Source organism: Myroides sp. C15-4, assembly GCF_050522745.1.
In the GTDB taxonomy this organism is placed as follows: domain Bacteria; phylum Bacteroidota; class Bacteroidia; order Flavobacteriales; family Flavobacteriaceae; genus Flavobacterium.
Genome location: NZ_JBMVQX010000017.1, coordinates 26223 through 50579, shown reverse-complemented (window position 1 = coordinate 50579; position 24357 = coordinate 26223). Strand labels below are relative to the sequence as shown.

Here is a 24357-nt window from a genome sequence, read left to right as displayed (position 1 = left end):
TTTAGGGGTTTTGGAGTAATTCGATGTATTTTCTGTTTAAACGAATGATTCCTTGATGCTCTAAAGTCTTTAAAATACGCGAGATTACGACTCTTGACGTGTTTAATTCGTCCGCGAGTTCTTGATGGGTATTGTTAATGAACTTGCTGTTGTAAATCTTAGCCTTATCCTGCAGGAGTTTGCATAAGCGTTCTTCCATATTCATAAAGGCCAAGCTGTCTACAGCGACTAATAACTCATTCATTCTGTTGTTGTAGCTGTTCAGGACAAAGTTGCGCCAACTCTTATAACGAACGAGCCAATCATCCATTTTGCTAACGGGAACTAAGATCACGCTGCCGTCTTTTTCTGCAATAGAACGCACTTGACTTTTGGTTTCGCCTAAACAACACGTTAAGGTCATCGCACAAGTATCACCCTCCTCAATGTAGTAGAGTACAATTTCGCCTTCGCGTTGATCCTCGCGTATAATTTTAATGGCACCCGAAAGTAAGAGTGGAATTTTCTTGATGTACTCTCCAATTTCCATCAGGCGCTCTCCTTCTGTAAAATCTTTGATTGTTGATACTTCGATGATCTCATCTAGTAGTTTTTCTTCAAAAAGACCGCGGTATTTTTCTCTAATGATATGTCCCATACTAATTCCTTCAATTGTTTGGATTTAAAGATAGGCTAAATGATTTTATGGATCAAGAAATGGAGCATATCTACCGCTATATAATTTTAGTGAGGCAACCATTTTTTTACCAATCCATAGCACCAAGTACCTGCTAGGGCGCCTACAATGGCAATTAGAATGGGGTAAAAACCAGCGCCTACTAGGGCAAACATCGGTCCCGGACAAGCACCTCCTAGTGCCCAACCCAATCCAAAGCATGTTCCGCCAATTAAATAGCGAGGGATACTCTTTTCCTTTGGTGTAAAGACAATGGGATTGCCTGAAAAATCTTTGATTTTTTTCTTTTTGATTAGGAGCGTAGCGAGAACTGCAATGGTTAACGCTGTTCCCATGATTCCGTACATGTGGAAGCTGTCAAATTGAAACATTTCGTAAATTCTAAACCAAGAAGCTGCTCCTGATTTAAACATGCCAATACCGAACAGCATGCCCACGAATAAATAAGCTATTTTTTTCATTTTTTGTTGCGATTAAAATAAGAAAGGAAAGATGAGGTGTACCATGATCAATCCCCCGATAAAGAAACCAATAACGGCGATTAGCGACGGAAGTTGAAAGTTACTCAGTCCTGAAATGGCGTGCCCAGAGGTACAACCGCCTGCATAGCGAGATCCAAATCCAACAAAGAAGCCTGCCACCAAAAGTAAACCGATGGTTTTAAGTGATGAAAATGCACCTTCATCAAAGAGTTCTGTCGGTACATAGGCTTTGCCCGCACTTTCAAAGCCCAAATCGTTTAGTTTCGCTATTGTTGTGTCTCCTAATGGAATTGCAGCGGCGTCAACGCTTAAAAAGTGATACGCAATAAAACCGCCGAGAATAGTCCCAACTAAGAAAAGTAAATTCCACGTTTGAGCCTTCCAATTGAAACAGAAAAAATCACAGGTTTTTCCTGCTCCCATTAGGGTGCACATCGTTCTTAAATTGGATGAAAATCCAAATGTCTTTCCCATTAATAGTAGAAGAATGAGGGTTGCGGCAATAAATAGTCCGCCTATATACCAAGGCCAAGGTTCATAAATCCAATGCATTATACTATGTGTATTAAATGTTTGTATGGAGCAAATGTCTGTATTATTTTATTGGTGTACAGTAACTTTTGATACATTCGGTTATAATTCACGTATAAGAGGGGTAAAAGCTATAAAAAACAAAAGAAAATATCGGATAATGAAAAAGGATTTAGTAGCTTTATATTTAATCAACAAAAAACAAAAATTAAACGACTACAATTATGAATACACAAAAGAAACATAGCGTTGTTTTTCAAATGAATACAGAAAACATCAATGAACAAAACGCTTTAATGACCTATGTAACGAATGTGAGAAACCATTGGGGAGAAGATGTGGACATCCACGTTGTCGTGCATGGCCCAGCGATAGGAATGGTAAGAAAAACAAAAACAATGGTGGGTGATGCCTTAAAACAAGCGATTCAAAAAGGCGTGCAGTTTTTTGCTTGCGAAAATACGATACGCGTGCGTCAAATTGATAAAGCGGATATCTTCGAAGCAGTTGATTATGTGCCTTCGGGATTAATCGCTATTATTGAAAAACAAGAAGCTGGATGGGCGTATATAAAATGTAATTTATAGCGTCAAAAAACAGGTGAACCCCTTACCTTTGTATCCACAAATGATTAAAGACTAATTCATGTATATCGCTACCGCAAATTTCTGTTCATCACTCCAGGCGGAGGTCTTGGGTGAGCAAGTAGCAGAAACCTTTGAAATTAACCGTGTATCTGTAGACAGCCGTACGTTGTTGAATGATCCTACCACGTTGTTTTTTGCTTTGGTGGGACAAAACCACAATGGACATGCTTACATTCAAGAACTGATTGAATTAGGGGTTCGTTATTTTGTTATTTCTCAACCTGATAGGGTGAAAATTCAAGCAGGGGTTACTTATTTTGTGGTTGGCGATACGCTAAAAGCGTTGCAACAAGCTGCCGCATGGCATCGAAAGCAATTTGATATTCCTGTTGTGGGAATCACAGGGAGTAGAGGTAAAACGGTAGTGAAAGAATGGTTGAATTATTTGTTGAATACCGAATATACGATTATTAAAAGTCCCAAAAGCTACAATTCTCAAACAGGAGTACCGCTATCCGTATTTGGTATGGCAGAGCGACATACGCTGGGGCTATTTGAAGTGGGGATTTCAACAGTCAACGAGATGCAAAATCTCGAGCCTATTGTTCAGCCTACCTTGGGGATACTAACTTCAATTACAGGAGAGCACCAAGAAGGTTTTGCTAGCGAATATCAAAAAATTAAGGAGAAAATGGCACTTTTTGCCCATACATCGCTTATTTTAGGAGAGAAAAGAACAGATATTCTCGAAGCCATTCCGCCAACAGCAACTTATGTCAGTTGGAGTTTAACGGATACCGATGCAAATTTGTATGGTAAGGTAACGGGAAATGTGTTGGAACTCTGTTATAATAAGGAAACGTTTTTTGTCGTTGAATTGCCCTTTACGGATGAATGGTCCATAAAAAACAGTATGACTTGTATAGTTGCTATGCTAGTATTGTCTTATGATATCCCAATTATTCAGAAACGAATTAAGAAATTATATGCCGTAGAACTCCGTTTGCAAGTAAAAAGAGGAATCAATAATTGTTCGATTATCGATGATGCCTATAGTTCCGATTTTCAGTCTTTGAGCATTGCGTTGGATTTTTTGGAAAAACATCGCAGTAATAAAAATAAGACGGTTATTTTATCTGATATTTTTCACAGCGGATTAGAGCCCAAAGCGCTGTATCAACAAGTCAATAATTTGTTGAAAAATTATGGAATAAGCAAAGTGATTTGCATTGGTGAAGAAATAGCACGGTATACCAAAGATTTACCAGGTATGCGTTTCTTTTTTTCTACAGATGAGTTTTTACAAAAAATAGCATTAGATGATTTTGTAGACGAAACTATTTTAGTCAAAGGAGCTCGTGGCTTTCGCTTTGATAAAATTGTCAGTCTGCTGGAAGAAAAAACCCATGAAACTATTTTAGAGGTAAATCTTACGGCACTTCGACATAATCTAAATTTCTATCGCGCTAGATTAAAGCCAGCAACTAAAACCATGGTTATGGTCAAAGCATTTGGCTATGGCAATGGCAGTGTGGATATTGCCAAGTTATTGGAACACGAAAAAGTCAACTACTTGGGGGTGGCCTTTGCCGATGAGGGGATTGCGTTGCGAAAAGCGGGAATCAAAACCAATATTATTGTGATGAATCCTGAAATAAGCGCCTTTTCTGCTATGATTGCCTATGATCTAGAACCAGAGATTTATTCCATGCGCGAGCTTCGCGCTTTTCTTCAAGTGGTACGCGAAAAAAACGGTTATCAATATCCTATACATATTAAGGTAGAAACGGGTATGCATCGCCATGGATTTTTAACCTCGGAATTAGAGGAGTTAATAGGGGTACTTAAATCGACCAATGGGGTAGAAGTGAAGTCTATTTTTTCTCATCTTTCTTCTAGTGATATGGAAGTGTATCGCGATTTTACTTTAGGACAAATTGAATTGTTTAAACAGAACAGTACCTATATTAAGGAGCAATTAGGCATTCAACCTTTATTACACATTTTAAATACATCAGGCATTTACAATTTTGCAGCATATCAGATGGATATGGTTCGCTTGGGAATTGGGCTGTATGGAATTGGCAATGATCAAGAGGAGATGAAAGGACTACGTAATGTAAGTACCCTAAAAACACGGATCATGCAGGTCAAAGAAATTGAGGAAGCAGAGAGTGTAGGATATGGGCGTCGCTTCAGAGCAGAGCAACCTACAAAAATAGCAACAGTGCCCATTGGTTATGCCGATGGAATTCATCGGGTATGGGGAAGTAATGGAGGATACGTTTTAATCCAACATCAAAAAGCGCCGATTACAGGTTCGATTTGCATGGATATGCTCATGGTGGATGTTAGTGCGATTAATTGCAAAGAAGGGGATGAGGTCATTATTTTTGGAGAAGATCTTCCGACAACAGTTCTTGCAGAAGCGATTCATACGATTCCTTACGAGATTCTAACAAGTGTGTCTCAAAGAGTTAAAAGAATTTTTTTTGAAGAGTAAAAAAAAGTTTTTTTTTAGAATAAAATAAGTATTTTTGTTAAAACCAATCAATAAAAATTTAACTATGGGATTTTTAAAAGAATTTAAAGAATTTGCTGTAAAAGGCAATGTAATGGACCTAGCAGTAGGGGTTATCATTGGGGGAGCATTTGGTAAAATCGTTACAAGTATTGTAAATGATGTTATTATGCCTTTAGTTTCTGCTATTATTGGTACACCAGACTTTACAAATATGTATGTTGTATTAAAAGGAGAGGCAGCAGATGGAGCACCTTTAGCTGCGGCAAGGGGCGTTGATGGCAATGTAATCTTTGCTTATGGTAGTTTTATTACCGAAGTGATTAACTTTACGTTGTTGGCGTTCTGTGTATTCCTTATGGTAAAAGGAATTAATCAATTGAGAAAGAAAGAGGAAGCTGCAGTCGAACCAGAACCAGCAGGACCTCCAGCACCAACACAAGAAGACTTGTTGGCAGAAATCAGAGATTTATTGAAGAATCAAGGAAAATAAGAAATTGCGCTTAACGCAATGAAAAAATAGAAGATCGGCTGTAGCCGATCTTTTTTTTTGCCTACTAGAACGATTTGATTGTTGTACAAGCGTTACTATTTTAGTTGATTTTAGTTAAATGTTTTTTTAAGATAAATAGGAGACTTTACTTTTTTTTACACTTATTGTTAACGTAATTTCTGTAATTGTTTGATGGTTTTATTTTTTTTGGTTTTGTTAACTTGTTTTTTTTATGTATTACACAATCTTTTAAGACTTTGGTGTTGGCTCTGATAAGGTGTATATTGCAGGCCTTGATTGGGTTTTAAGAGGTATTCGTATAATTGCTTGCAAAACAGCGTAGTACAATTTTTAACTTTTTCAGATTGTAAAAAAATAACATAAAATTAGCATATGTCGATTTTTTGTTATTTGTTTGTTAAACAATTTAAAATTAATAAAACATGAGGAAAATTGTACTTCATTTCTTCTTTGTTATAGCCGCCTTGCTAATGGTAAATGAGGGGTTTGCACAAAGTAGAAAGGTTACAGGACAAGTTACTGGTGAAGATGGGTTAGGTCTACCAGGAGCTAGTGTGTTAATTAAAGGAACCCAAGAGGGTGTTGGTACCGATTTTGACGGTAACTACTCTATTAACGTAACTGATGAGAATGCTGTTTTAGTATTCCAATTCGTAGGAACAGTTACTGTTGAGAAAAAAGTGGGGAAAGCTAGTGTTGTTAATGTTCTTTTGAAAGATGACAGCGCAGTGATGGAAGAGGTAGTAATTAACACAGGTTATCAAAGTGTCGCTAGACGTAAAGAGCCTGGTGCTGCTGTGAGAATCGAAGCAAAAGATTTGAAAGTAGACGGGGTTGTTGATGTGAGTAGAATGATTGAAGGAAAAGCTGCTGGGGTTACTGTACAAAACGTTACAGGGACATTCGGTGCTGCTCCTAAGATTACAGTTCGTGGTGCTTCATCAATTATGGGAGATACAAAACCATTATGGGTAATTGACGGTGTTGTACAAGAAGATATCGTTAACGTATCATTCCAAGATTTAGCGTCTGGTAACTCAGAAACTTTATTAAGTTCTGCTATTTCTGGTTTGAACTCTGATGACGTTCAGAGTATTGATATTTTAAAGGATGCTTCAGCTACGGCTATTTATGGATCTCGTGCGATGAACGGTGTTGTGGTTATTACTACAAAATCAGGTCGTAGAGAAAGTCCATTAAGCATTTCTTACTCAATGGAGAATACAGTTAGAACAGTTCCAGCATACGGACAATATGATATCATGAACTCTCAAGAAACAATGGATGTTTACCAAGAGTTAGAGAAAAAAGGTCATATTGATTATGCGTCTAATTTATACGGTCGTTACGGAGGAGTTTATAACCTTCTTTATAGCGGATGGAATAAGTATGATAATTTGACAGGAAAATTCGAGATTGACAATACAGATCCAGCGAAATATGCTTTCTTGCAAAAATACGAAAAAGCAAATACGAACTGGTTCAAAGAATTATTTAGACCTTCTATTACACAAAGTCACTCGTTGAGTTTCAATGGAGGGGGTAAAAATAATGCATACTTCGCGTCGTTAGGTTACTATGCTGATCCAGGATGGACAGTGGCTGACCGCGTACACCGTTTAACAATGAACTTGAAAAACACATTCTTTGTTAACGATAAATTGAATATTGCTATTTCCATGAATGGATCGGTGCGTGATCAAAAAGCGCCTGGTACATATGATGGAGAGACTGATGCTGTAAATGGTACAATTAAACGTGATTTCGATATCAACCCATTTAGCTACGCGTTAAATACAAGTAGAGCAATCAGACCCTACAATGATTTTGGTGAATATGAGTACCACAGAAGTAACTGGGCTCCTTTTAATATCGTGAATGAGTTAGACTCTAACTACATGGATATTGATGTAAAAGATATTCGTTTTCAATTTGAAGCAGATTACAAAATCTTGCCGAATTTAAAATATAACTTAAATGCTGCTGCACGTTATGCTGATACAAAACGTACGCATAGTTTGTTAGAGTCTTCTAACGTAGTTGGAGCGCATAATGCAAGTGATAATACAGTAGTAAATGGACAAAACGTATTCTTATACAAAGATCCATTAAATCCTGCTGCTTTAGGACAATCTGTTATGCCAAACGGAGGTATGCGTAGAAACTTCAGCAACAATATGACATCGTATAACGTTAGAAATACATTGTCATACAGTAATATCTTCAATGATAAGCATGAATTAGATGTTTTTGGAGGTACTGAAATGCGTGTGGTAAATAGAAATAGTGATTTCTTCTTATCTCATGGTTTACAATATGGAAAAGGATTAACAGCTTTCCCTGATATGCTTGCGATCCAAAAATTATTGAATGACAACGGAGAGTACTACCGTTTTACAGAAGAAAGAGAGCGTACATTGGCATTCTTTGCTAAAACGACGTATACTTACGATAGAAGATATACAGTGGCATTGACAGGTCGTTATGATGGTTCAAACAGACAAGGAGATAATTCTGCTTCAAGATGGTTGCCTACTTGGACTGCTTCAGGTAAATGGAATATCTCTAGCGAGAAATTTATGCAAAACGCACATTCAATCAGTAACTTAGCGTTGAGAACGTCTTACGGTTTAACGGCTACAACTGGTCCAGCTACAAACTCTTCTGCAATTTATAAGAGTATCATTACAACGCGTCAATTCGCTGCAAACCGCGAAAATGCGCTAGATATCGAAGCACTTCAAAATGCTGATTTAACTTGGGAGAAACAATATGAGTTTAATATTGGGCTTGATTTAGGCTTGTGGAATAACAGAGTTCAATTCGTAGTTGACGCTTACCAAAGAAATGCATTCGACTTGATCGATATCGTTCGTACAAGTGGTGTTGGTGGAGAATCTATGAAATACGGAAATAACGCAGATATGCGTATTAAAGGTTTAGAACTTGGTTTAACAACGACTAACATTAAAACAGAAGATTTCTCTTGGAGTACTACAATTAACGCATCAATCTTTGATCAAGAAATTACAAAATTACAAAACACGCCACGTGTTATGGAATTAGTTCAAGGTTTTGGTAACGTAGTTGGTAAACCACGTAATGGATTATACTCTTACAATTTTACAGGATTGAACAATGAAGGTTTACCTACATTTATTCAAGCACCTGGAGAAACAAATAACGTTGGAGGTGCTAACTTCCAAGATAGTGATAATGTAACGGATTACTTAAAATACGAAGGAAGTTTAGAGCCTAATAAATCATTGGGTATTTCCAATACTTTCAACTATAAAAACTGGAGCTTAAACGTGTTTATCGTAGCTTCAGGTGGTAATAAAGTGAGATTGAACCCAAGTTTCTCTTCAAGATACAACGACTTAGATGTATTTGGTAAGGATATGAGAAACAGATGGATGTTGCCAGGTGATGAGAACTTTACAGATGTACCTGTAATTGCTGATATCAGCCAATTAGGTAACTATGGTACTTCTGAATTGGGTATCGCTTACAACTCATACAACTATTCTTCTGCTCGTGTAGCAGATGGTGGATTTGTAAGATTGAAAAACATCTCTTTAGCATATGAATTCCCTGATCATTTTAAGAAATCAATGAGAATTTCAAACTTATCATTAAGAGCTATGGCAACAAACCCTTGGTTGATTTATTCTGATAAGAAATTAAATGGTCAAGATCCTGAGTTCTTCCAAAGTGGAGGTGTTGCAATGCCTGTTACTAGTCAATATACATTGACTTTAAATATTGGATTCTAAAAAGAATAAGAGATTATGAAAAGATTTAAAATAGCAATAGGGGTTTTGATTACTGCGATTTCAATATCGTCATGTAGTGGCTTTTTAGATGAAACTCCAGATAATAGAACAAAAATTGATACTGTTGAGAAAGTTGGTGAAGCAATTACCTTAGCGTATCCAGATGCAACGTATGCAACTTTCGCTGATCTTTCGAGTGATAACGCGTATGATAGTCAACGTATCTTAAGAGAAGACGTTACGAATACAGAAACTTTTTTCTGGGATAATATTCGCGATGAAGGATCAGATACACCAACATTCTATTGGAATGCTGCTTATAAAGCAATTGCTCAAGCAAATGCTGCTATAGAGCAAGGTGAAAAAATGTTAGTGGACCTGCAAGAAAAGGGGAAACTAAAAGAGGTGCGTGATTTGCAAGGAATTTTAGGTGAGGCGTATATCGCTAGAGCTTATAGCCATTTCACTTTGGTTAATTTATTTGCTAAAGCGTATAATCCTGCAACAGCTGCTTCTGAGATGGGAATTCCCTATGTTACAGAAGTAGAAACAGTTTTAATAAAAGAATATGATCGCGGAACTGTAGAAAGCACCTATAACGCAATCGAAGAAGATTTGTTAAAAGGGTTAGCTTGGATTAAACTTAGAGTAGTTGAGCCAAAATTTAGAAGATACCATTTTAATGAAGCTTCAGGACATGCATTCGCTGCAAGATTCTATAATTATAAAGGGGACTTTAAAGAGTCATTGAAATATAGTGCTATTCCTGTGGATGGATCGACATTACGTGATCAAATCGGAACATTGTCATTAGATTCTGAAATAGTGGCTGTTAGATATCCTTCAGCAGACGAACCAGCAAACTTGTTAATTGGTACAGTAATGTCTAGAGCAGGTAGAAATGCTGGTGGACGTTATAGCTTTACTGCTACTGTAGCGAATAAATCTGGAAGTGGATTATATTCTAATTCAACAAACCCTTTTGGAAAAGAATGGGCATTCACAACGTTGTCTTATACTGCTTCGGATATGTTGTATATTCCTAAGTTTGGTGAAACATTTAAGGTAACTGACCCTACGAATCAAATTGGTATTCCCTATACGAATATGACTTTGTTTACGACGGATATGGTGTATTTAGATCGTATCGAAGCGTTAATTAATGAAAATGATCTTGCTAGCGCTTTGGACATGTTGAATGTGTTTACAAGAAAGCGTACACAAGAAGTATCAGGAAGGGATGTGTTAACAGAACAACACATTCTTGATGTAACACAAGATGGTAAAGCACAGTCTAAAATTGATCCTTTCTATGTTGCTAATCTAAGTCAAACACAAATTCATTACTTAGAGTATTTGTCGGATTTACGTAGAAGAGATTCATACCTTGATGGAACTAGATTTTTTGACGTTCGTCGCTATGGTATGCCTGTGACACATGCGGCTACAATGGGTGATAAACGTACAGAAACGTTAGAAAAAGATGATAATAGAACTGTATTCCAAATTCCAGTGATGGCAATTCAAAAAGGAATAACACCAAACCCTAGATAATATTGAAGATTATGAAAGTAGTAAATGTATTAAAGCAGGTAGGTATCCTTGCAATTATAGGTATTGGTATTACTAGTTGTGATAATGATAATAAATTAGAAGACAGTATTTTTGATATCGAACCTAAAGAGTTAAATGAATTAGATACTTGGATTGATAATGAGTTTAGAAAACCATTTAATATCCGCGCAACGTATAAATGGAACCAAGCATTTGGTTATTACGATAAGACATTGTATCCACCAAACGAAACCAACGTTAAACCAGCGTTGTCAATGGTGAAAAAACTATGGATCGATTCGTATACTGATGTGGCTGGAGAGGAATTTATTAAGGAAATTGCTCCAAGAGAATTGCACCTAATTGGAAGTTACAACCGAAATAACGATGGAACGATCGTATTAGGTGAAGCTGGTGGTGGAGCGCGTATTAGTTTGTTTAACGTAGATTACGTAAAATCAGATAATCGCGAGAGCATTACACAGTTCGTTCATACAGTACAACATGAATATGTGCATATCCTAAACCAAACCAAACCATACGATAAAGTAGCTTGGTCTAAAATTTCTGAAGGAGGTTTATATACGTCTTCTTGGTATTTATCAAGTGATGCAGAATCAAATGAACTTGGTTTCGTAACGAATTATGCTCGTTTAAATTACGATGAAGATATCGCAGAAACAACTTCAATTATTTTGTTAAAAACGAAAGCAGAATGGGAAAAGTTTTTGGCAGATATTAAAAGTGAGAGCGCACGTCAAGATATCTTGAAAAAAGTGGCTATCATTGTTGACTATTATAAAGAACAATTTGAGATCGATTTCTGGGAATTAAGAGATCGCGCTGAGTTCCATACAAGTGAAGTAGTTAACGGTAATTTTTAATTTAAAGAGGTATGATTAACAAAAATATAAGAAGAATCTTTCTTGGAGGATTAATTTTATCAGCTGTAACATTTACTTCTTGTAATAAGCAAGATAATGATGTATTTGATAAATTACCAAGTGAAAGAGAAAAGGAGCAAGCTAGTAAATTACAGGATATACTAGTGTCTGCACCAAATGGATGGAAAATGATCTATTTTACAGATGATACTGAATTAGGAGGATACTCTTTTTTAATGTCATTTAATAAAGCAGGTCAAGTTGAAATGCTTGGAGACTTTGATGAGGAAAGTTTTACGCATCAAATTAGCGATTACGAAATTCAGTTACGCGGAACAACAAGTTTAGTGTTCGTAACACAAAACAAAATCCATAAGTTGTCTGATCCATACAATTCCCCTACAACAGGGAATAAAGGATATAAAGGAGATTTTCAGTTTAGATATTATGAAAATGATGATAACGAAATTACTTTTAGAGCAACGAAAGATATCAAACAAGTAATCAAATTAGTTAAAGCAACGAAAGAAGATTGGGATCAGTTTGCTGATCGTAAAATGTTGATTGACAACTTTAATAGTTATGATGTACCCGTGTTCAGACAAATTGTTGTGAATGACAATGGCGTAGAGTCAATTTACGATGGTACTTATAGTGGAGTAACGCGCTTCATCTCATCTATTTCTGATGGAACTCCGTTTGGTCTTGATAAAGGTGTTGGAATTGGATTTACTGCTCATGGAGCAGTACTAAGCCCAGCAATCGATGTTAAAGGAGAAAAATTCAGTAATTTCGAATGGAATGAGTCAGAAGATGCTTATGTGTCAACTAATTCAGGTAATGTACAGGTGCGTATTAAAAATGTTGCTACACCGAACGAATGGAGTGATTCATATAAGTCTGCAGTTTTTGGAAGATCAATAAATGTTAGATCTATTGGAAACGATGCTATTATGGGTTCACAAAGTAATTCACAAGCGTTTCTTGACCTTGTTATGAAAGAAGACGGTAGCGCAGCAATCTATCAAGAACTTCGTGTAACTTTCAATAATGGAAGAATGACAGTTTTGTATGTAATGGCAGGTGGAAGTTATTCTTATAATGCTAGAGTTGTTGATAGCAATGGCAATGGTAGATTAGTGATGGAAAGTGGAACTTGGGCTAATGCATCTAGAGTACCAGGAGTTGTTAAAGAATTGCATGAAGAAATATTTGGTTCAAATATTATCTTCGTTAAACGCCAAACGTATAAAGTGAAATATGGTAATGAGATTATTTCGATTTATTCTGGTGGAAACGCAATTGTATTTGACGGTTGGGTTATTTAAAAATAGCTGATATATTTCACTATAAATAAATTAATTAGTAAATTAGGGCTGTACTTGTGTACAGCTCTAATTTTGTTTCAAAAACATATGAAAAACACAGTTAAATTTTTTAGCGTTATGCTACTCTGCTTTACTCTTTTTAGTTGTAAAAGTGATGATAGTAATAGCGATGATAAGCAAAAGAGCGAATTGAAGGTAAAATTAGTAGGTTCGTGGTTGTTGAAAACAGAAGATGGTCTTGGTAAAACTGGGAGTCAACCTGTTGAAACTAAAGATTTAAAAGTAGGACCTAATTGTGAATATGATCAATTGGACTTTTTGCCAAGTAATTCCATTAATTTCTTGTCGCATTACATCGTGAAAGACAACCCTGATTGTCAATCTAGAGTTGTTCCAGATGCATATCGCTATGGAGTTTTAGATTACAGAAGAATCGTTTTGTCTAATGGAGAATCTCGCAATGAGTTTTTTGTCGATAAATTAGACGAAAATGAAATGATTCTTGATCGTATGCTTACCAATGATGAAGTTATAGCGCGCTGGAAAGCAGATCCTGATTATCAAGAAGAACGCGATCCAAAAGTATATAGAATTAAAGTGCACTATCAACGTGTAGAATAAAAAAAGAGTCGCTTTTGCGACTCTTTTTTTTATACCTAACATATCGTATTTTTGTTGGCTACTTGCTGTCGGATAACCTGTACAGCCTTTTTAGTTATGGGAATCGTAAAAGAAATTAAATTACCTACGGGTGTATTATACATCTGGCACATCACGGAAACATTAGAAGTATTGTCACAAGATCTTGTACTAAGTGACTGTAGTCAAACGCGTCTGGCAAAAAAGAGGTATGAGCAGCATCAAAAAGCTTTTTTGGCCGTGCGTCAAGTCTTGCACCAAATAGGAATAGCGGATAGTGAACTGTCATATGATGACAAAGGTAAGCCTAGTTTGCATTCGGGATTGTATATTTCGATTTCGCATTCGTTTGACTATGCCTTGGTGGCTATTAGCCAAGAGAATATCGGTATTGATATTGAACTAAAACGTGAAAAAATTATCCGTTTAAAGGAAAAGTTTTGCAATCCGATTGAATTAGATCAAGCACCAACAGCCATTGACGCTCAGATTGACTACCTTACAGAAATTTGGTCCGTGAAAGAAGCTCTTTACAAAATGTGTAATTCACGTAGTTTAAGTTTCGCACAAGATATGGCTGTTGATACAACTGAAAAGCAAGCCGAGATAAAGCAAGCCGAGTTTAGCGTTTCATTGACCTATCAAAGCTGTCGTTTGGAAGACTATGTCCTCGTGGTTAGTCAGATAAAAAATGAAGAATAATTGCACAGTTTTTTGTAAATTGCACCAAAAATTTAGATATGGAAGATAATCAACCTATTTATACTGTTGCGCACGAGTCAGATGTTGTGAAAGCACAGTTTTATCGCAGAACCTATGGTAATTTAGCTTTAGGGGTACTTGCGTTTATTGTATTCGAAACAATTTTATTGAATACGCCCTTCGTTGTAGAAGGAATGATCAATTTATTGATGCAAGGCAAATTCTCTTGGTTAATCATTTTAGGCGCTTTTATGGGCGTTTCCTGGTTTGCTCAGAGTCTAACCTATAAAACAGCTAATAAACCCCAACAATACGCTGGTTTTATGTTATATGTTTTGGCACAAGCGTTCTTGTTTGTTCCTCTCATGTACATGGCGCTTAGTATGACAGGTGATTCCTCCTTGATTGTACAAGCAGGAGTGTTAACCTTAGCGTTGTTCTTAGGGCTTACAGGTGTTGTTTTTGGATCAAATGCCAACTTCTCTTTCTTGCGATCTATCGTTATTTTGGGATCCTTTTTAGCATTGGGAACGATCGTTGCAGGAGCGCTTTTTGGGTTTGATCTGGGGCTTTGGTTCTCCTTAGCAATGGTAGGTTTAGCTTCTGGATCTATCCTATACTCAACATGGCAAATTAAAAATGAATATGCAGCCGATCAATATGTACCCGCTGCTTTGAGTTTATTTGCGTCATTAATGTTGTTGTTCTGGTATATCCTCCGAATTTTAATGAACAGAAATAGTTAATAAAAACAATGTATATCACAAAGCCATACCCATCGTATGGCTTTTTTTATAGCCTAGCACTATGATTGAATTTTTCTTTGGCGCTTATCAAGATACGGGTTGGTTGAATATCGCATTGGAAAGTATTGTTTTTGTTTTTGGTATCTTAAGTGTTTGGTATGCCGGAAGAGAAAATATATTAGTGTATCCAACCGGATTGATTGCTACGATTATTACCGTTTATTTGCTCTATTTAGCAGGTTATTTAGGCGATATGATCCTCAATGGATATTATTCCTGCATGAGTATTTACGGTTGGTACAATTGGTCTAGAATGAAGGGGGATGACCAAGTCATAAAAATCAGTCGAACGACAACCAAAGAAAAGGGAATAGGTGTCGTGGTTTTTGTTGTCACGATTGCTATTGTTTATGGCGTATATCGCATCACTCATACGCCCATCGCTCCTGAAAATTATATTGATATTTTTACTTCTGGTGTCTTCTTTTTAGGGATGTACTATATGGCCCTAAAAAAGATTGAAAACTGGACAATGTGGTTCATCGGAAATATTATCTCAGTGCCTTTGTATGCCTATCGAGGTTTGGGAATTTTGGCTATACAGTTTATTGTTTTTACTGTATTGGTCATTCAAGCCTATCGAGCTTGGTATACCATTTTAAAAAATGAAAAAGAATGAATGTACAAGAATTAATCAAAGAGTTAAATTTTAAAGCCGTACGAAGTGGCGGTGCAGGAGGACAACACGTCAATAAAGTGTCTTCTAAAGTGGTTTTGTTTTGGAATCTAGCCGAGTCAAAAGTGTTTACTCTAGAGGAACAAAGTCGATTGGAGAAGAAGTTGAGTCATTATCAATCCAAAGAAGGGTTGATTATTTTGAGTTCAGAAGAAACGCGAAGCCAAATTAAAAACAAGGAAATAGTTATTCAAAAGCTCGTTGCGCTAATTAAAGTTGCCTTAGTTCAACAAAAAATTAGAAAGGAAACGAAGGTTCCCAAAAGTGTGATCCGCAAAAATAAGGAAAGCAATAAAAAATTAGCCTTGAAGAAAAGCCTTAGAAAACGCATAATTTGAGTTTACTTAGTTTTAACATAACAATTTATTGATATAAATAATGTACTTTTGAGACAAAAGGTTTTATGTTATGAAAATTCCGAAAAAAGTACATTTATGTTGGTTTGGTAATGGAAACTATCCTGAGGAAATGGTGAAGTGTTTAGCCTCAATACAAGAATTTGTTCCAGATTATGAGGTGTGTATTTGGACAGAAGACAATTTTGATGTTAATGCATATCGATTTGCTAAGGAAGCCTATCAAGAAAAAAAATACGCCTTCGTATCCGATGTGTGTCGCTTGCATGTACTCAATGAACACGGGGGAATTTATTTGGATACGGATGTGGAAGTTGTAAAAAGTTTTGATCCATTTTTAGGGCACAAGTTTTTTTGTGGTTTCGAATCCGATCGCCTGTTAAGTACTGCGGTTTTAGGGAGTGTAAAAGACAATCCTATCTTGCAGAAGTTGTTGTCTGGGTACAAAACCAAGTCTTTTTACCGCAAACACTTGTACAAAAAGTACCATACAACGCCCAATACTATTACAATTACCAATGATTTTCTACTTCGCGGTTTGAAACTTTTAAATCAGAAACAGCAATTAGAATCGTGTGAATCAGTTATTTATCCACAAGCGTATTTTAGTCCCAAAAATTGGATCACGGGAGAATATCACGTAACAACAGATACGGTGGCTATCCATCATTTCTCAGGCTCCTGGAAACAAGGAAAAAATAGAAAAGATTGGATCAAACGTTTATTTTGATTCTAAATAATACTCCCTATATTTGCAGTTCAAATCTCAAAGGGGTGCCTATACAGGCTGAGATCATACCCGTAGAACCTGGGCAGGTAATGCTGCCAAGGGAAATAGTGCAAGTCAACTACCTTGCACGGGAAAAGTGTAATTATTAATCAAACAATAATTGCCCCTTTTATTTGTGAAAGTATTTTTACGAATGAAAAAAGTAACTGTAAATCACTTATTTATTTTCGGATTGTGTTTAAGTGCAGCCTTGCCTAGTATGGCGCAAAATCCAGCTGTCCAAGATTCTATTCAAAAAACAGCACTGAACGAAATTGTTTTATCCGCTGTTCGCGTAGATGGCAAATCACCTATTGCTTATCAAAACCTATCGAAAAAACAACTAGCTCAACGAAATTTAGGGCAGGATATTCCTGTTTTAATGGGGCATATGACCTCTGTCGTAACCACAACAGACGCTGGTAACGGAATTGGGTATACCAGCTTTAGAGTGCGTGGTTCTGATGGAACACGTGTCAATGTAACACTCAATGGAATTCCATACAATGATGGAGAATCTCAAGGTTCTTTCTGGGTGAATATGCCTGACTTTGGATCTTCTGTTCAAAACCTGCAATTGCAACGCGGTGTTGGTACTTCTACCAATGGAGCTGGAGCTTTTGGCGCGAGTTTAAACCTAAAAACAGATGATTACTCCCAAGAGGCAACAGGTGAAATTGCCAATTCATTTGGAAGCTATAATACGCGTAAATCAACAGTTAAATTTAGCACTGGGTTGATCAACGACAAATTTGAGCTCGCAGGTAGACTCTCTGACATGCATTCTGATGGGTATATCGATCGCGCATCCTCAGATCTTAAATCCTATTTCTTACAGGGAGTCTATGTGGGGAATACCTCCTTGATCAAGGCTTTAGTATTCGGTGGAAAACAAAAGACTTATCAAGCATGGAATGGCGTAACCCAAGAAGAGATAGACCTCTATGGAAGACGTTATAACCCAGCAGGGAAATACAAAGACGACGAGGAAAATACCCAGTTTTACAACAATGAAACCGACAATTACAAGCAAGACCACTATCAATTGCATTGGAGTGAAAGATGGTCTGACCAATGGAGTTCGAATGTTTCTTTGCACTATACCAAAGGGTATGGGTATTATGAAAACTACAAAAAGAATCAGAAATTCGAAGAGTATGGACTAGTGCCTATCCTCGTTCAGGGAGAAACGGTAAAGAAAACAGATCTCATTCGACGTAAAGGATTGGATAACCATTTTTATGGGATGGTGTTGAATGCCAATTATACAACAGAGGCCCTACAGGTTGTTTTGGGTGGAGGAGCAAATAAATACGAAGGCGATCACTTTGGATCTATTCTGTGGATTAAACAGCCCGTTGCTTTTGATTATAAACAAGAATACTATCGCGATCACGCTGTAAAAACAGATGTGAATTTCTTTGCCAAAGCCACTTGGAAATTGGCTGATCAATGGAGTTTATTCGGTGATATGCAATACAGACGCGTGACCTATGAAGCGAATGGGAAAGAAACGGGAGTAGTCAATGAAAAATTTAATTTCTTAAATCCTAAAGCAGGGATTACGTTTCAAGTCAACAATGAAAATCAGCTGTATTTTTCGTATGCGAGAGCTAACAAAGAACCTAACCGTACGGATTATAAAGAACGCAAGTTAGATCAAATGCCAAAGTCCGAAAAACTAGATGACTTTGAATTGGGATGGCGTTTTGCTAATACCTATGCGTCTGTGAACGTGAATGCTTTTTATATGAAGTATAAAGATCAATTGGTATTAACAGGACAATTGAATGATGTTGGTGCTGCTGTCCGAGAAAATATGGACGATAGTTACCGATTTGGAATCGAGGTTGATGCAAATGTAAAGCTGTTAGCAAAGTTACACTGGAGTCCAAGTATCACCCTAAGTTCAAATAAAAACAAAAATTTATCTTACTTGTGGGAAGGAGAAATGAAGTACTTTGGAACCCGAGATATTGCTTTTTCTCCTACTCTGGTTGCCTCAAATGCACTTACCTTCTTGCCTGTTGAGGGAATGAGTGTGTCGCTTTTGACGAAGTTTGTAGGAGAACAATATATGTCTAATATTGAGGCAAAGAATTCAAAATTAGATTCTTACTTTGTCAATGACTTGAGTGTGAACTATGAATTTCCCGTGAAAAAGTGGTTCAGAAGCATTGGTGTATCCCTTTTAGCCAATAATATTTTCGATGTAAAATACGTGTCAAATGGATACTATTGGTCTGATTACGATGGAGAACAAGCTATCGATGGTGCAGGATATTATCCGCAAGCAACCTTTAATATCCTAGCGGGATTAACGTTGAAATTCTAAGAAAATGAAAAAGCCCGAAACGCAAGCGCTTCGGGCTTTTCTTATGGTATAAAAAGAAATTAATAGCGCACAATAATAACCCCGCCTTCTCTTGTTGTTGGATAGGATTTCATGGTGTATTCTAAGTTTTGATTGACTGCTTTACCCCAGAATCCCAAAGCGATGTTGTAATAGACTTTTTCGCCTTGATGTAAATGTGTCGCATTACAGTAGAAATAGGTCGGACGTTTAGGATCTTGAATCAAAACTGATGAACCGTCGTGTTGGATTTCGTGGTTGGGACAGGTTAATTCATAGCTGTAGTATTCGTTTAGCCCATCCCTAGAGTAAATTGCTACCCCCGAAATACCCGCTTGAGCTGATCGATCAACGTGGACCCCCCCAGGGTGATTTAAGTTATCCGCTAAGACAAGAGGAATTCTCAAATTGACATTCTGATTCGGTAAATAGGGATTGGAAGATCGATAACTATCACTAGAGCAACCTAAGGCAAATAATAGAACAAAGGTTAGGAATAAAATTTTTTTCATCGCATAAAATATTTGTAAAACAAATTTAATTAATTAACTTTGACATGTAAACCTTACAAGATTAGATAATTTATTCAAATAAATAATAAAAATATTTTACGCACCAGAAAATCCCGTTTCATGGGATTTTTTCTATTTATATAAACCAGTTAATTATGAGTAAAATTTCGTATTACACTGCTGAGGGGCTGAAGAAGCTAAAGGATGAATTAGAGCAGTTAAAAAGTGTAGAGCGTCCAAAAGCATCGCAAGCAATTGCTGATGCAAGAGACAAAGGGGATTTATCGGAGAATGCGGAGTATGATGCTGCAAAAGAAGCACAGGGGTTACTGGAACTTAAAATTGCTAAAATGGAAGAGGTAGTTGCTAGTGCTAGAATTATTGACGAGTCCCAATTGGATGAGTCTAAAGCATTAGTGCTGTCTACAGTTAAAATTAAAAACCAATCCAATGGTATGATTTTAACTTATACGTTAGTAGCGGAAAGTGAAGCTGATTTGAAAGCCGGAAAAATATCCGTAACTTCTCCTATTGGAAAAGGATTATTAGGGAAATCTGTTGGTGAAATAGCAGAGATCAAGGTACCTAATGGACAAATGAATTTCGAAATTCTTGAAATTACAAGAGATTAATTTAAAAACAACGCGATTATGAGTTCAATTTTTACTAAAATAATAAATGGTGAGCTTCCAGCTTATAAAATCGCTGAAAATGATCAATTTTTAGCTTTTTTGGATATTAATCCAAATGCAAAAGGACATACGTTGTGTATTCCAAAGCAAGAGATTAATAAGATTTTTGATATGGAAGAAGAACACTATCTAGCTTTGATGAAATTCTCAAGAAAGATAGCAAAAGCATTAGAACAAGCTGTTCCGTGCCAAAGAATCGGAATGTCTGTTGTAGGATTAGAAGTGCCCCATGTTCACGTGCATTTAATTCCTTTGCAAACAATGGATGATATTCGCTTTAGTAAAAAAGAAACCTTGAGTCCAGCGGAATTCGAAGAAGTAGTGAAAAAAGTACAACAATACTTATAGACTCTAGTTTAGGGCTTATAAGCGAAATAAAAAAGCAACAGTAAATTCGTTTACTGTTGCTTTTTTTGTTTCCTCTTGATGTACAGGCATATAGCGTACTTTACACGTTTATCTTCTTATATACAATACTAAATGTCGTTCCTTTGCCTAGTTCTGATTGATGGACTTTAATCTTTCCATTTTGATATTCTTCTACAATTCTACGCGAGAGTGAAAGCCCTAATCCCCAACCTCTTTTTTTAGAGGTATATCCCGGTTCAAATATCTTTTCAAATTTGTTTTTTGGAATCCCACTACCGGTATCTGAAATGTACAATTGAACAAACTGCTCGGTTTCTGTAATTAAAACGGAAATTTTTCCTTTTCCTTTTGTTGCATCGATGGCATTTTTGATCAAGTTTTCAATAGTCCAGCTGTGTAATTCAGGGTTAAGTGAAACCACAATATCGCGAGTTGGTGCAGTGAATTCAAAAGTGATTTGTTTTGATGCGCGTTGTTGAAAATAGGTATAGGTTTTCTGGGTCTCCGCAATTAAATCAACTGGAGTTAATTGAGGTTTAGATCCAATTTTAGAAAAACGATCAGCAATCGTTTGTAATCGCTTAACGTCTTTGTCAATTTCATCAATGATAGACGGATTAATTTCTTCCAACTTCATAATCTCAATCCAACCCAATAGCGACGATAAAGGCGTGCCAATTTGATGGGCTGTTTCCTTGGCCATTCCCGTCCAAAGGCGATTTTGAGCGGCGATCTTATTGCTGCGATAAAAAATAATAATTAATACGGTAAAGAAAATGAAAATTAGGATTAACGCTAACGGATAGTATTTTAATTTAAGCAGTAAAGAAGAATTGCCATAATATAAATACTGCTTTTTCTTTCCTACTTCCACTTCAATAGGAGCATTCTCGTTTTTGAGTTTGCGCAAAACTAACTCAGCTTCTTGTTCGTCTTGTTGTATTCTTAAGGGTACATTGACCATGGCTAAGATACTATCTCGCTCATCGGTTTGAATGATGGGAATTGTAGTGTTGTTGGTGAGAATCAACAAAGGAAGTTCTAAATTCGTGTCTACTGGATTTGCTTCGTTTAACGTATTGGATGCCGTAGCCCAGATTTCCATTTTGATGCGCTCTTCTTCTTTGTAGGTCTGAAAAAAAGAATACGTATTCCATAGAATAAGTAAGAGAACCACAAAAGCAGTAGCAATTAAAGTCCAACGAATAATTTCCCTTTTAATTGTCAAGATAGTAGTTGATTTTTGAAGTTTAAAGATAGAGAAATAAACGCGAATGTAAGAAGGCAATTTGTGTCTTTCGCCATTCGGTTAGCGCTCCTGTTTAGAAATTAAACGAAAAATAAGAAGAATTGATATAGTAAATGCTCCTTTTTTTTTACGCTAATGGTTTTAAAAGTAGGAGAAGATTAGCCCTAGGCGAGGTAAAGCAATTATCTAGTCAGAAAAGAAAAAGAGCATAAGTAAGTCTGTGTTTGTCTGCTGTGTTTTTTTGTGGTTCAATCTGCTTTTATTACCTTTACTCTTCTACCTAAAAAGAAGAAACAAAATGAAAACAATAAACCCAAAAGACATTTCAACTGTTGAATTACAAGGATACTTGCAAGGATCCGTAGGACCAAGACCAATAGCCTTGGCAAGTACAGTTGATGCTGATGGAAAACCAAACCTATCGCCTTTTAGCTTTTTTAACTTATTTAGCGCAAATCCGCCAATTTTAGTTTTCTCTCCTTCGAGAAGAGTACGTGATAATACGTGTAAACACACCTTATTTAATGTACAAGCGACCATGCAAGTGGTTATTAATGTAGTTAATTACGATATGGTACAACAAACGTCATTGTCAAGTACAGAATATAAAGACGGGATCAATGAGTTTGTAAAAGCTGGCTTTACGATGATTGAGTCAGAAGAAGTGCGTCCTTTTCGCGTAAAAGAAAGCCCTGTTCAGTTTGAATGCGTCGTGAATGAAGTAATTGGTTTAGGTACAGAAGGTGGTGCAGGAAATTTAGTGATCTGTGAGGTGGTTAAAATGCACATCGATGAGGCAATCTTAAATGAAAAAGGAGGAATTGATCAACATAAGATTGACTTGGTTTCTCGTATGGGAGGTAACTGGTATAGCCGTTCAAATGCAGGAATGTTCGAAGTGGAAAAACCACTAACTACGCTGGGATTAGGTGTTGATATTATCCCACAAGAAGTCATTGATAGCGGGATTTTTTCAGGAAATGACTTGGGGATGTTAGGTAACGTGGAACATTTGCCAACCGAAGCAGAAGTACAAGCCTTTCTAGATCACAACCCAGAAGCTCAACAAATCGTGGCTTCAGGTAATTTGGAAAAGAAATTTAAACAAGCTAAAAAGTATTTAGAGGAAAATAATGTACCTTTGGCTTGGAATATGATAGTAGCGAAGTAAACAATCAGGAAAAAAAAGATATAATGGAAATAATAGGAAGAATTAAATTGATTGGGCAACCACAAGACATTAGTGCAAGCTTTAGAAAAAGAGAACTTGTGGTTACTACAGAAGAGCAATATCCACAGGATATTTTAGTCGAGTTTATTCAAGATAAAGTGAGCTTATTGGATAGTTTTCAAGTAGGAGAGCCAGTTCGAGTGTCTATTAATTTAAGAGGAAGAGAATGGACATCTCCACAAGGAGAAGTGCGTTATTTTAACACCATTCAGGGTTGGAGAATTGATCGAAATCAACCTGCACAAGCCATGGGACAACCAGCGCAAAATCAATACATGCAGCAACCTCCAATGGGACAACCAGCTCAACAAGCGGGTGGTTTTAATCAAAATTATCAAGCGAATCAAGCAACGCCAAATCAGTTTGCTCAGCAAGCACCACAGGCGCCTCAAACGCAACAATTTCCTCCTGCTCCGTCATTTACGGAAGAGGATCACGATGATTTACCATTTTAATTACGATAGTCCCTAATCATTGAGATTAGGGATTTTTTTTTATATGATAGCAATTCTTGACCCTACGATTTTGCATTTCCCTTCTGTGGAAACCACTCATCCCTCTGGTATTTTAGCCATTGGTGGAGCATTGACAGCAGATTGGCTCCGCCTAGCATATCAACAAGGCGTCTTTCCATGGTTTGAAGACGGTGAACCCATTACTTGGTGGGCACCAAATCCTCGAATGGTCGTCATTCCCGCTGATTTTAAACCGTCTAAAAGCATGCGCAATATCCTCAATAGAAACTTATTTCAGGTGACGTTTAACACAAACTTTGAAGCCGTAATTCAACATTGTCAACGTGTAAAAAGACAAGGACAAAACGGTACCTGGATTACGGATGATATGTTGGAAGCGTATTGTGAATTACACCGACAAGGGCTGGCAAAATCAGTTGAAGTATGGCAAGATGGAACTTTAGTAGGTGGTTTGTACGGCATTGATTTAGGTCATATTTTCTGTGGAGAAAGTATGTTTTCTTTGGTATCCAATGCCAGTAAAGTAGCTTTCCATCGACTGATACAAAAACTAAAAGAAGACGGTTATTCCTTGTTAGACTGTCAAGTGTACAATCCTCATTTAGCACTATTAGGAGCAACAGAAATGCCGCGAAGCGAATACATGCAGTATCTAATTAAAGGTAAATAAATCT

Annotated in this window: 24 protein-coding genes; 19 read left to right on the top strand and 5 right to left on the bottom strand. The window is 36.8% G+C overall.

Features of this window, described 5'->3' with window-relative positions; translation table 11 throughout:
- Nucleotide 1: 1 nt before the first annotated feature.
- From ACPDHL_RS09315 to ACPDHL_RS09305, 3 genes are all read right to left on the bottom strand, one after another.
- Nucleotides 2-637 (bottom strand): Crp/Fnr family transcriptional regulator, encoded by a 636-nt coding sequence (locus ACPDHL_RS09315; RefSeq protein WP_430532494.1) that lies wholly within the window; start codon nucleotides 635-637, stop codon nucleotides 2-4.
- Nucleotides 638-723: 86 nt separating this feature from the next.
- Nucleotides 724-1137, bottom strand: coding sequence for a DUF6691 family protein (locus tag ACPDHL_RS09310; protein WP_430532493.1), 414 nt, complete (start codon nucleotides 1135-1137; stop codon nucleotides 724-726).
- 12 nt (nucleotides 1138-1149) lie between these two features.
- Nucleotides 1150-1710: a YeeE/YedE family protein gene (locus ACPDHL_RS09305; protein ID WP_430532492.1), complete on the bottom strand. Its 561-nt coding sequence runs from the start codon at nucleotides 1708-1710 to the stop codon at nucleotides 1150-1152.
- A 203-nt stretch (nucleotides 1711-1913) separates the two neighbouring features.
- Between ACPDHL_RS09305 and ACPDHL_RS09300 the strand changes: the two genes are divergently transcribed.
- The 14 genes from ACPDHL_RS09300 (at nucleotide 1914) to ACPDHL_RS09235 (ending at nucleotide 19136) form a co-directional block, all read left to right on the top strand.
- A complete protein-coding gene (locus ACPDHL_RS09300) occupies nucleotides 1914-2276 on the top strand; it encodes a DsrE family protein (protein ID WP_430532491.1) in 363 nt (120 codons plus the stop codon).
- Nucleotides 2277-2334: 58 nt separating this feature from the next.
- Nucleotides 2335-4779, top strand: coding sequence for a bifunctional UDP-N-acetylmuramoyl-tripeptide:D-alanyl-D-alanine ligase/alanine racemase (locus ACPDHL_RS09295; RefSeq protein ID WP_430532490.1), 2445 nt, complete (start codon nucleotides 2335-2337; stop codon nucleotides 4777-4779).
- 64 nt (nucleotides 4780-4843) lie between these two features.
- Nucleotides 4844-5290 carry a large conductance mechanosensitive channel protein MscL gene (gene mscL, locus ACPDHL_RS09290; protein WP_430532489.1) on the top strand — a complete coding sequence of 149 codons (447 nt, stop codon included), beginning with the start codon at nucleotides 4844-4846 and terminating at the stop codon, nucleotides 5288-5290.
- A 443-nt stretch (nucleotides 5291-5733) separates the two neighbouring features.
- Nucleotides 5734-9087 (top strand): SusC/RagA family TonB-linked outer membrane protein, encoded by a 3354-nt coding sequence (locus tag ACPDHL_RS09285; protein WP_430532488.1) that lies wholly within the window; start codon nucleotides 5734-5736, stop codon nucleotides 9085-9087.
- 15 nt (nucleotides 9088-9102) lie between these two features.
- The gene (locus ACPDHL_RS09280) at nucleotides 9103-10641 is read left to right on the top strand and encodes a RagB/SusD family nutrient uptake outer membrane protein (RefSeq protein ID WP_430532487.1); all 1539 of its coding nucleotides are present in this window, start codon (nucleotides 9103-9105) and stop codon (nucleotides 10639-10641) included.
- Nucleotides 10642-10652: 11 nt separating this feature from the next.
- Nucleotides 10653-11525, top strand: coding sequence for a substrate import-associated zinc metallohydrolase lipoprotein (locus ACPDHL_RS09275; RefSeq protein ID WP_430532486.1), 873 nt, complete (start codon nucleotides 10653-10655; stop codon nucleotides 11523-11525).
- A gap of 11 nt (nucleotides 11526-11536) precedes the next feature.
- The gene (locus ACPDHL_RS09270) at nucleotides 11537-12853 is read left to right on the top strand and encodes a DUF4302 domain-containing protein (RefSeq protein WP_430532485.1); all 1317 of its coding nucleotides are present in this window, start codon (nucleotides 11537-11539) and stop codon (nucleotides 12851-12853) included.
- 87 nt (nucleotides 12854-12940) lie between these two features.
- Nucleotides 12941-13474: a hypothetical protein gene (locus ACPDHL_RS09265; RefSeq protein ID WP_430532484.1), complete on the top strand. Its 534-nt coding sequence runs from the start codon at nucleotides 12941-12943 to the stop codon at nucleotides 13472-13474.
- Between the two features lie 96 nt (nucleotides 13475-13570).
- Nucleotides 13571-14194, top strand: a complete 624-nt coding sequence (locus ACPDHL_RS09260; protein WP_430532483.1) for a 4'-phosphopantetheinyl transferase family protein — start codon at nucleotides 13571-13573, stop codon at nucleotides 14192-14194.
- A gap of 38 nt (nucleotides 14195-14232) precedes the next feature.
- Nucleotides 14233-14940, top strand: coding sequence for a Bax inhibitor-1/YccA family protein (locus ACPDHL_RS09255; protein ID WP_430532482.1), 708 nt, complete (start codon nucleotides 14233-14235; stop codon nucleotides 14938-14940).
- A 61-nt stretch (nucleotides 14941-15001) separates the two neighbouring features.
- On the top strand, nucleotides 15002-15619 hold the full coding sequence (pnuC, locus tag ACPDHL_RS09250) for a nicotinamide riboside transporter PnuC (protein WP_430532481.1): 618 nt from the start codon (nucleotides 15002-15004) through the stop codon (nucleotides 15617-15619).
- A complete protein-coding gene (locus ACPDHL_RS09245; protein ID WP_430532480.1) occupies nucleotides 15616-16014 on the top strand; it encodes an aminoacyl-tRNA hydrolase in 399 nt (132 codons plus the stop codon). Before pnuC ends, ACPDHL_RS09245 begins: the two co-directional genes overlap by 4 nt.
- 70 nt (nucleotides 16015-16084) lie before the next feature.
- Nucleotides 16085-16762 carry a glycosyltransferase family 32 protein gene (locus tag ACPDHL_RS09240; protein WP_430532479.1) on the top strand — a complete coding sequence of 226 codons (678 nt, stop codon included), beginning with the start codon at nucleotides 16085-16087 and terminating at the stop codon, nucleotides 16760-16762.
- Nucleotides 16763-16955: 193 nt separating this feature from the next.
- Nucleotides 16956-19136 (top strand): TonB-dependent receptor, encoded by a 2181-nt coding sequence (locus ACPDHL_RS09235; RefSeq protein ID WP_430532478.1) that lies wholly within the window; start codon nucleotides 16956-16958, stop codon nucleotides 19134-19136.
- A 59-nt stretch (nucleotides 19137-19195) separates the two neighbouring features.
- Here ACPDHL_RS09235 and ACPDHL_RS09230 read toward each other — a convergent pair whose 3' ends face one another.
- Nucleotides 19196-19666, bottom strand: a complete 471-nt coding sequence (locus ACPDHL_RS09230) for a hypothetical protein (protein ID WP_430532477.1) — start codon at nucleotides 19664-19666, stop codon at nucleotides 19196-19198.
- A gap of 155 nt (nucleotides 19667-19821) precedes the next feature.
- On the opposite strand from ACPDHL_RS09230, the gene greA reads away from it, so the two are divergent.
- The gene (gene greA / locus ACPDHL_RS09225; protein ID WP_182627877.1) at nucleotides 19822-20298 is read left to right on the top strand and encodes a transcription elongation factor GreA; all 477 of its coding nucleotides are present in this window, start codon (nucleotides 19822-19824) and stop codon (nucleotides 20296-20298) included.
- A gap of 18 nt (nucleotides 20299-20316) precedes the next feature.
- On the top strand, nucleotides 20317-20706 hold the full coding sequence (locus ACPDHL_RS09220) for an HIT family protein (RefSeq protein ID WP_182627875.1): 390 nt from the start codon (nucleotides 20317-20319) through the stop codon (nucleotides 20704-20706).
- A 100-nt stretch (nucleotides 20707-20806) separates the two neighbouring features.
- Here ACPDHL_RS09220 and ACPDHL_RS09215 read toward each other — a convergent pair whose 3' ends face one another.
- Entirely contained in the window at nucleotides 20807-21955 is a 1149-nt protein-coding gene (locus ACPDHL_RS09215; RefSeq protein WP_430532476.1) for a sensor histidine kinase, read from the bottom strand.
- A gap of 319 nt (nucleotides 21956-22274) precedes the next feature.
- On the opposite strand from ACPDHL_RS09215, the gene ACPDHL_RS09210 reads away from it, so the two are divergent.
- The 3 genes from ACPDHL_RS09210 to aat are packed head-to-tail and all read left to right on the top strand — an operon-like array spanning nucleotide 22275 to nucleotide 24353.
- Nucleotides 22275-23147 carry a flavin reductase family protein gene (locus ACPDHL_RS09210; RefSeq protein WP_430532475.1) on the top strand — a complete coding sequence of 291 codons (873 nt, stop codon included), beginning with the start codon at nucleotides 22275-22277 and terminating at the stop codon, nucleotides 23145-23147.
- Nucleotides 23148-23170: 23 nt separating this feature from the next.
- Nucleotides 23171-23662: a DUF3127 domain-containing protein gene (locus ACPDHL_RS09205; protein ID WP_430532474.1), complete on the top strand. Its 492-nt coding sequence runs from the start codon at nucleotides 23171-23173 to the stop codon at nucleotides 23660-23662.
- Nucleotides 23663-23705: 43 nt separating this feature from the next.
- Nucleotides 23706-24353, top strand: a complete 648-nt coding sequence (gene aat / locus ACPDHL_RS09200) for a leucyl/phenylalanyl-tRNA--protein transferase (protein ID WP_430532473.1) — start codon at nucleotides 23706-23708, stop codon at nucleotides 24351-24353.
- Nucleotides 24354-24357 lie beyond the last annotated feature (4 nt).

Bases quoted from the DNA above. Each gene is read 5' to 3' on its own strand.
- ACPDHL_RS09315 (WP_430532494.1), bottom strand. From the start codon at position 637: ATGGGACATATCATTAGAGAAAAATACCGCGGTCTTTTTGAAGAAAAA.
- ACPDHL_RS09310 (WP_430532493.1), bottom strand. From the start codon at position 1,137: ATGAAAAAAATAGCTTATTTATTCGTGGGCATGCTGTTCGGTATTGGC.
- ACPDHL_RS09305 (WP_430532492.1), bottom strand. From the start codon at position 1,710: ATGCATTGGATTTATGAACCTTGGCCTTGGTATATAGGCGGACTATTT.
- ACPDHL_RS09300 (WP_430532491.1), top strand. From the start codon at position 1,914: ATGAATACACAAAAGAAACATAGCGTTGTTTTTCAAATGAATACAGAA.
- ACPDHL_RS09295 (WP_430532490.1), top strand. From the start codon at position 2,335: ATGTATATCGCTACCGCAAATTTCTGTTCATCACTCCAGGCGGAGGTC.
- mscL (WP_430532489.1), top strand. From the start codon at position 4,844: ATGGGATTTTTAAAAGAATTTAAAGAATTTGCTGTAAAAGGCAATGTA.
- ACPDHL_RS09285 (WP_430532488.1), top strand. From the start codon at position 5,734: ATGAGGAAAATTGTACTTCATTTCTTCTTTGTTATAGCCGCCTTGCTA.
- ACPDHL_RS09280 (WP_430532487.1), top strand. From the start codon at position 9,103: ATGAAAAGATTTAAAATAGCAATAGGGGTTTTGATTACTGCGATTTCA.
- ACPDHL_RS09275 (WP_430532486.1), top strand. From the start codon at position 10,653: ATGAAAGTAGTAAATGTATTAAAGCAGGTAGGTATCCTTGCAATTATA.
- ACPDHL_RS09270 (WP_430532485.1), top strand. From the start codon at position 11,537: ATGATTAACAAAAATATAAGAAGAATCTTTCTTGGAGGATTAATTTTA.
- ACPDHL_RS09265 (WP_430532484.1), top strand. From the start codon at position 12,941: ATGAAAAACACAGTTAAATTTTTTAGCGTTATGCTACTCTGCTTTACT.
- ACPDHL_RS09260 (WP_430532483.1), top strand. From the start codon at position 13,571: ATGGGAATCGTAAAAGAAATTAAATTACCTACGGGTGTATTATACATC.
- ACPDHL_RS09255 (WP_430532482.1), top strand. From the start codon at position 14,233: ATGGAAGATAATCAACCTATTTATACTGTTGCGCACGAGTCAGATGTT.
- pnuC (WP_430532481.1), top strand. From the start codon at position 15,002: ATGATTGAATTTTTCTTTGGCGCTTATCAAGATACGGGTTGGTTGAAT.
- ACPDHL_RS09245 (WP_430532480.1), top strand. From the start codon at position 15,616: ATGAATGTACAAGAATTAATCAAAGAGTTAAATTTTAAAGCCGTACGA.
- ACPDHL_RS09240 (WP_430532479.1), top strand. From the start codon at position 16,085: ATGAAAATTCCGAAAAAAGTACATTTATGTTGGTTTGGTAATGGAAAC.
- ACPDHL_RS09235 (WP_430532478.1), top strand. From the start codon at position 16,956: ATGAAAAAAGTAACTGTAAATCACTTATTTATTTTCGGATTGTGTTTA.
- ACPDHL_RS09230 (WP_430532477.1), bottom strand. From the start codon at position 19,666: ATGAAAAAAATTTTATTCCTAACCTTTGTTCTATTATTTGCCTTAGGT.
- greA (WP_182627877.1), top strand. From the start codon at position 19,822: ATGAGTAAAATTTCGTATTACACTGCTGAGGGGCTGAAGAAGCTAAAG.
- ACPDHL_RS09220 (WP_182627875.1), top strand. From the start codon at position 20,317: ATGAGTTCAATTTTTACTAAAATAATAAATGGTGAGCTTCCAGCTTAT.
- ACPDHL_RS09210 (WP_430532475.1), top strand. From the start codon at position 22,275: ATGAAAACAATAAACCCAAAAGACATTTCAACTGTTGAATTACAAGGA.
- ACPDHL_RS09205 (WP_430532474.1), top strand. From the start codon at position 23,171: ATGGAAATAATAGGAAGAATTAAATTGATTGGGCAACCACAAGACATT.
- aat (WP_430532473.1), top strand. From the start codon at position 23,706: ATGATAGCAATTCTTGACCCTACGATTTTGCATTTCCCTTCTGTGGAA.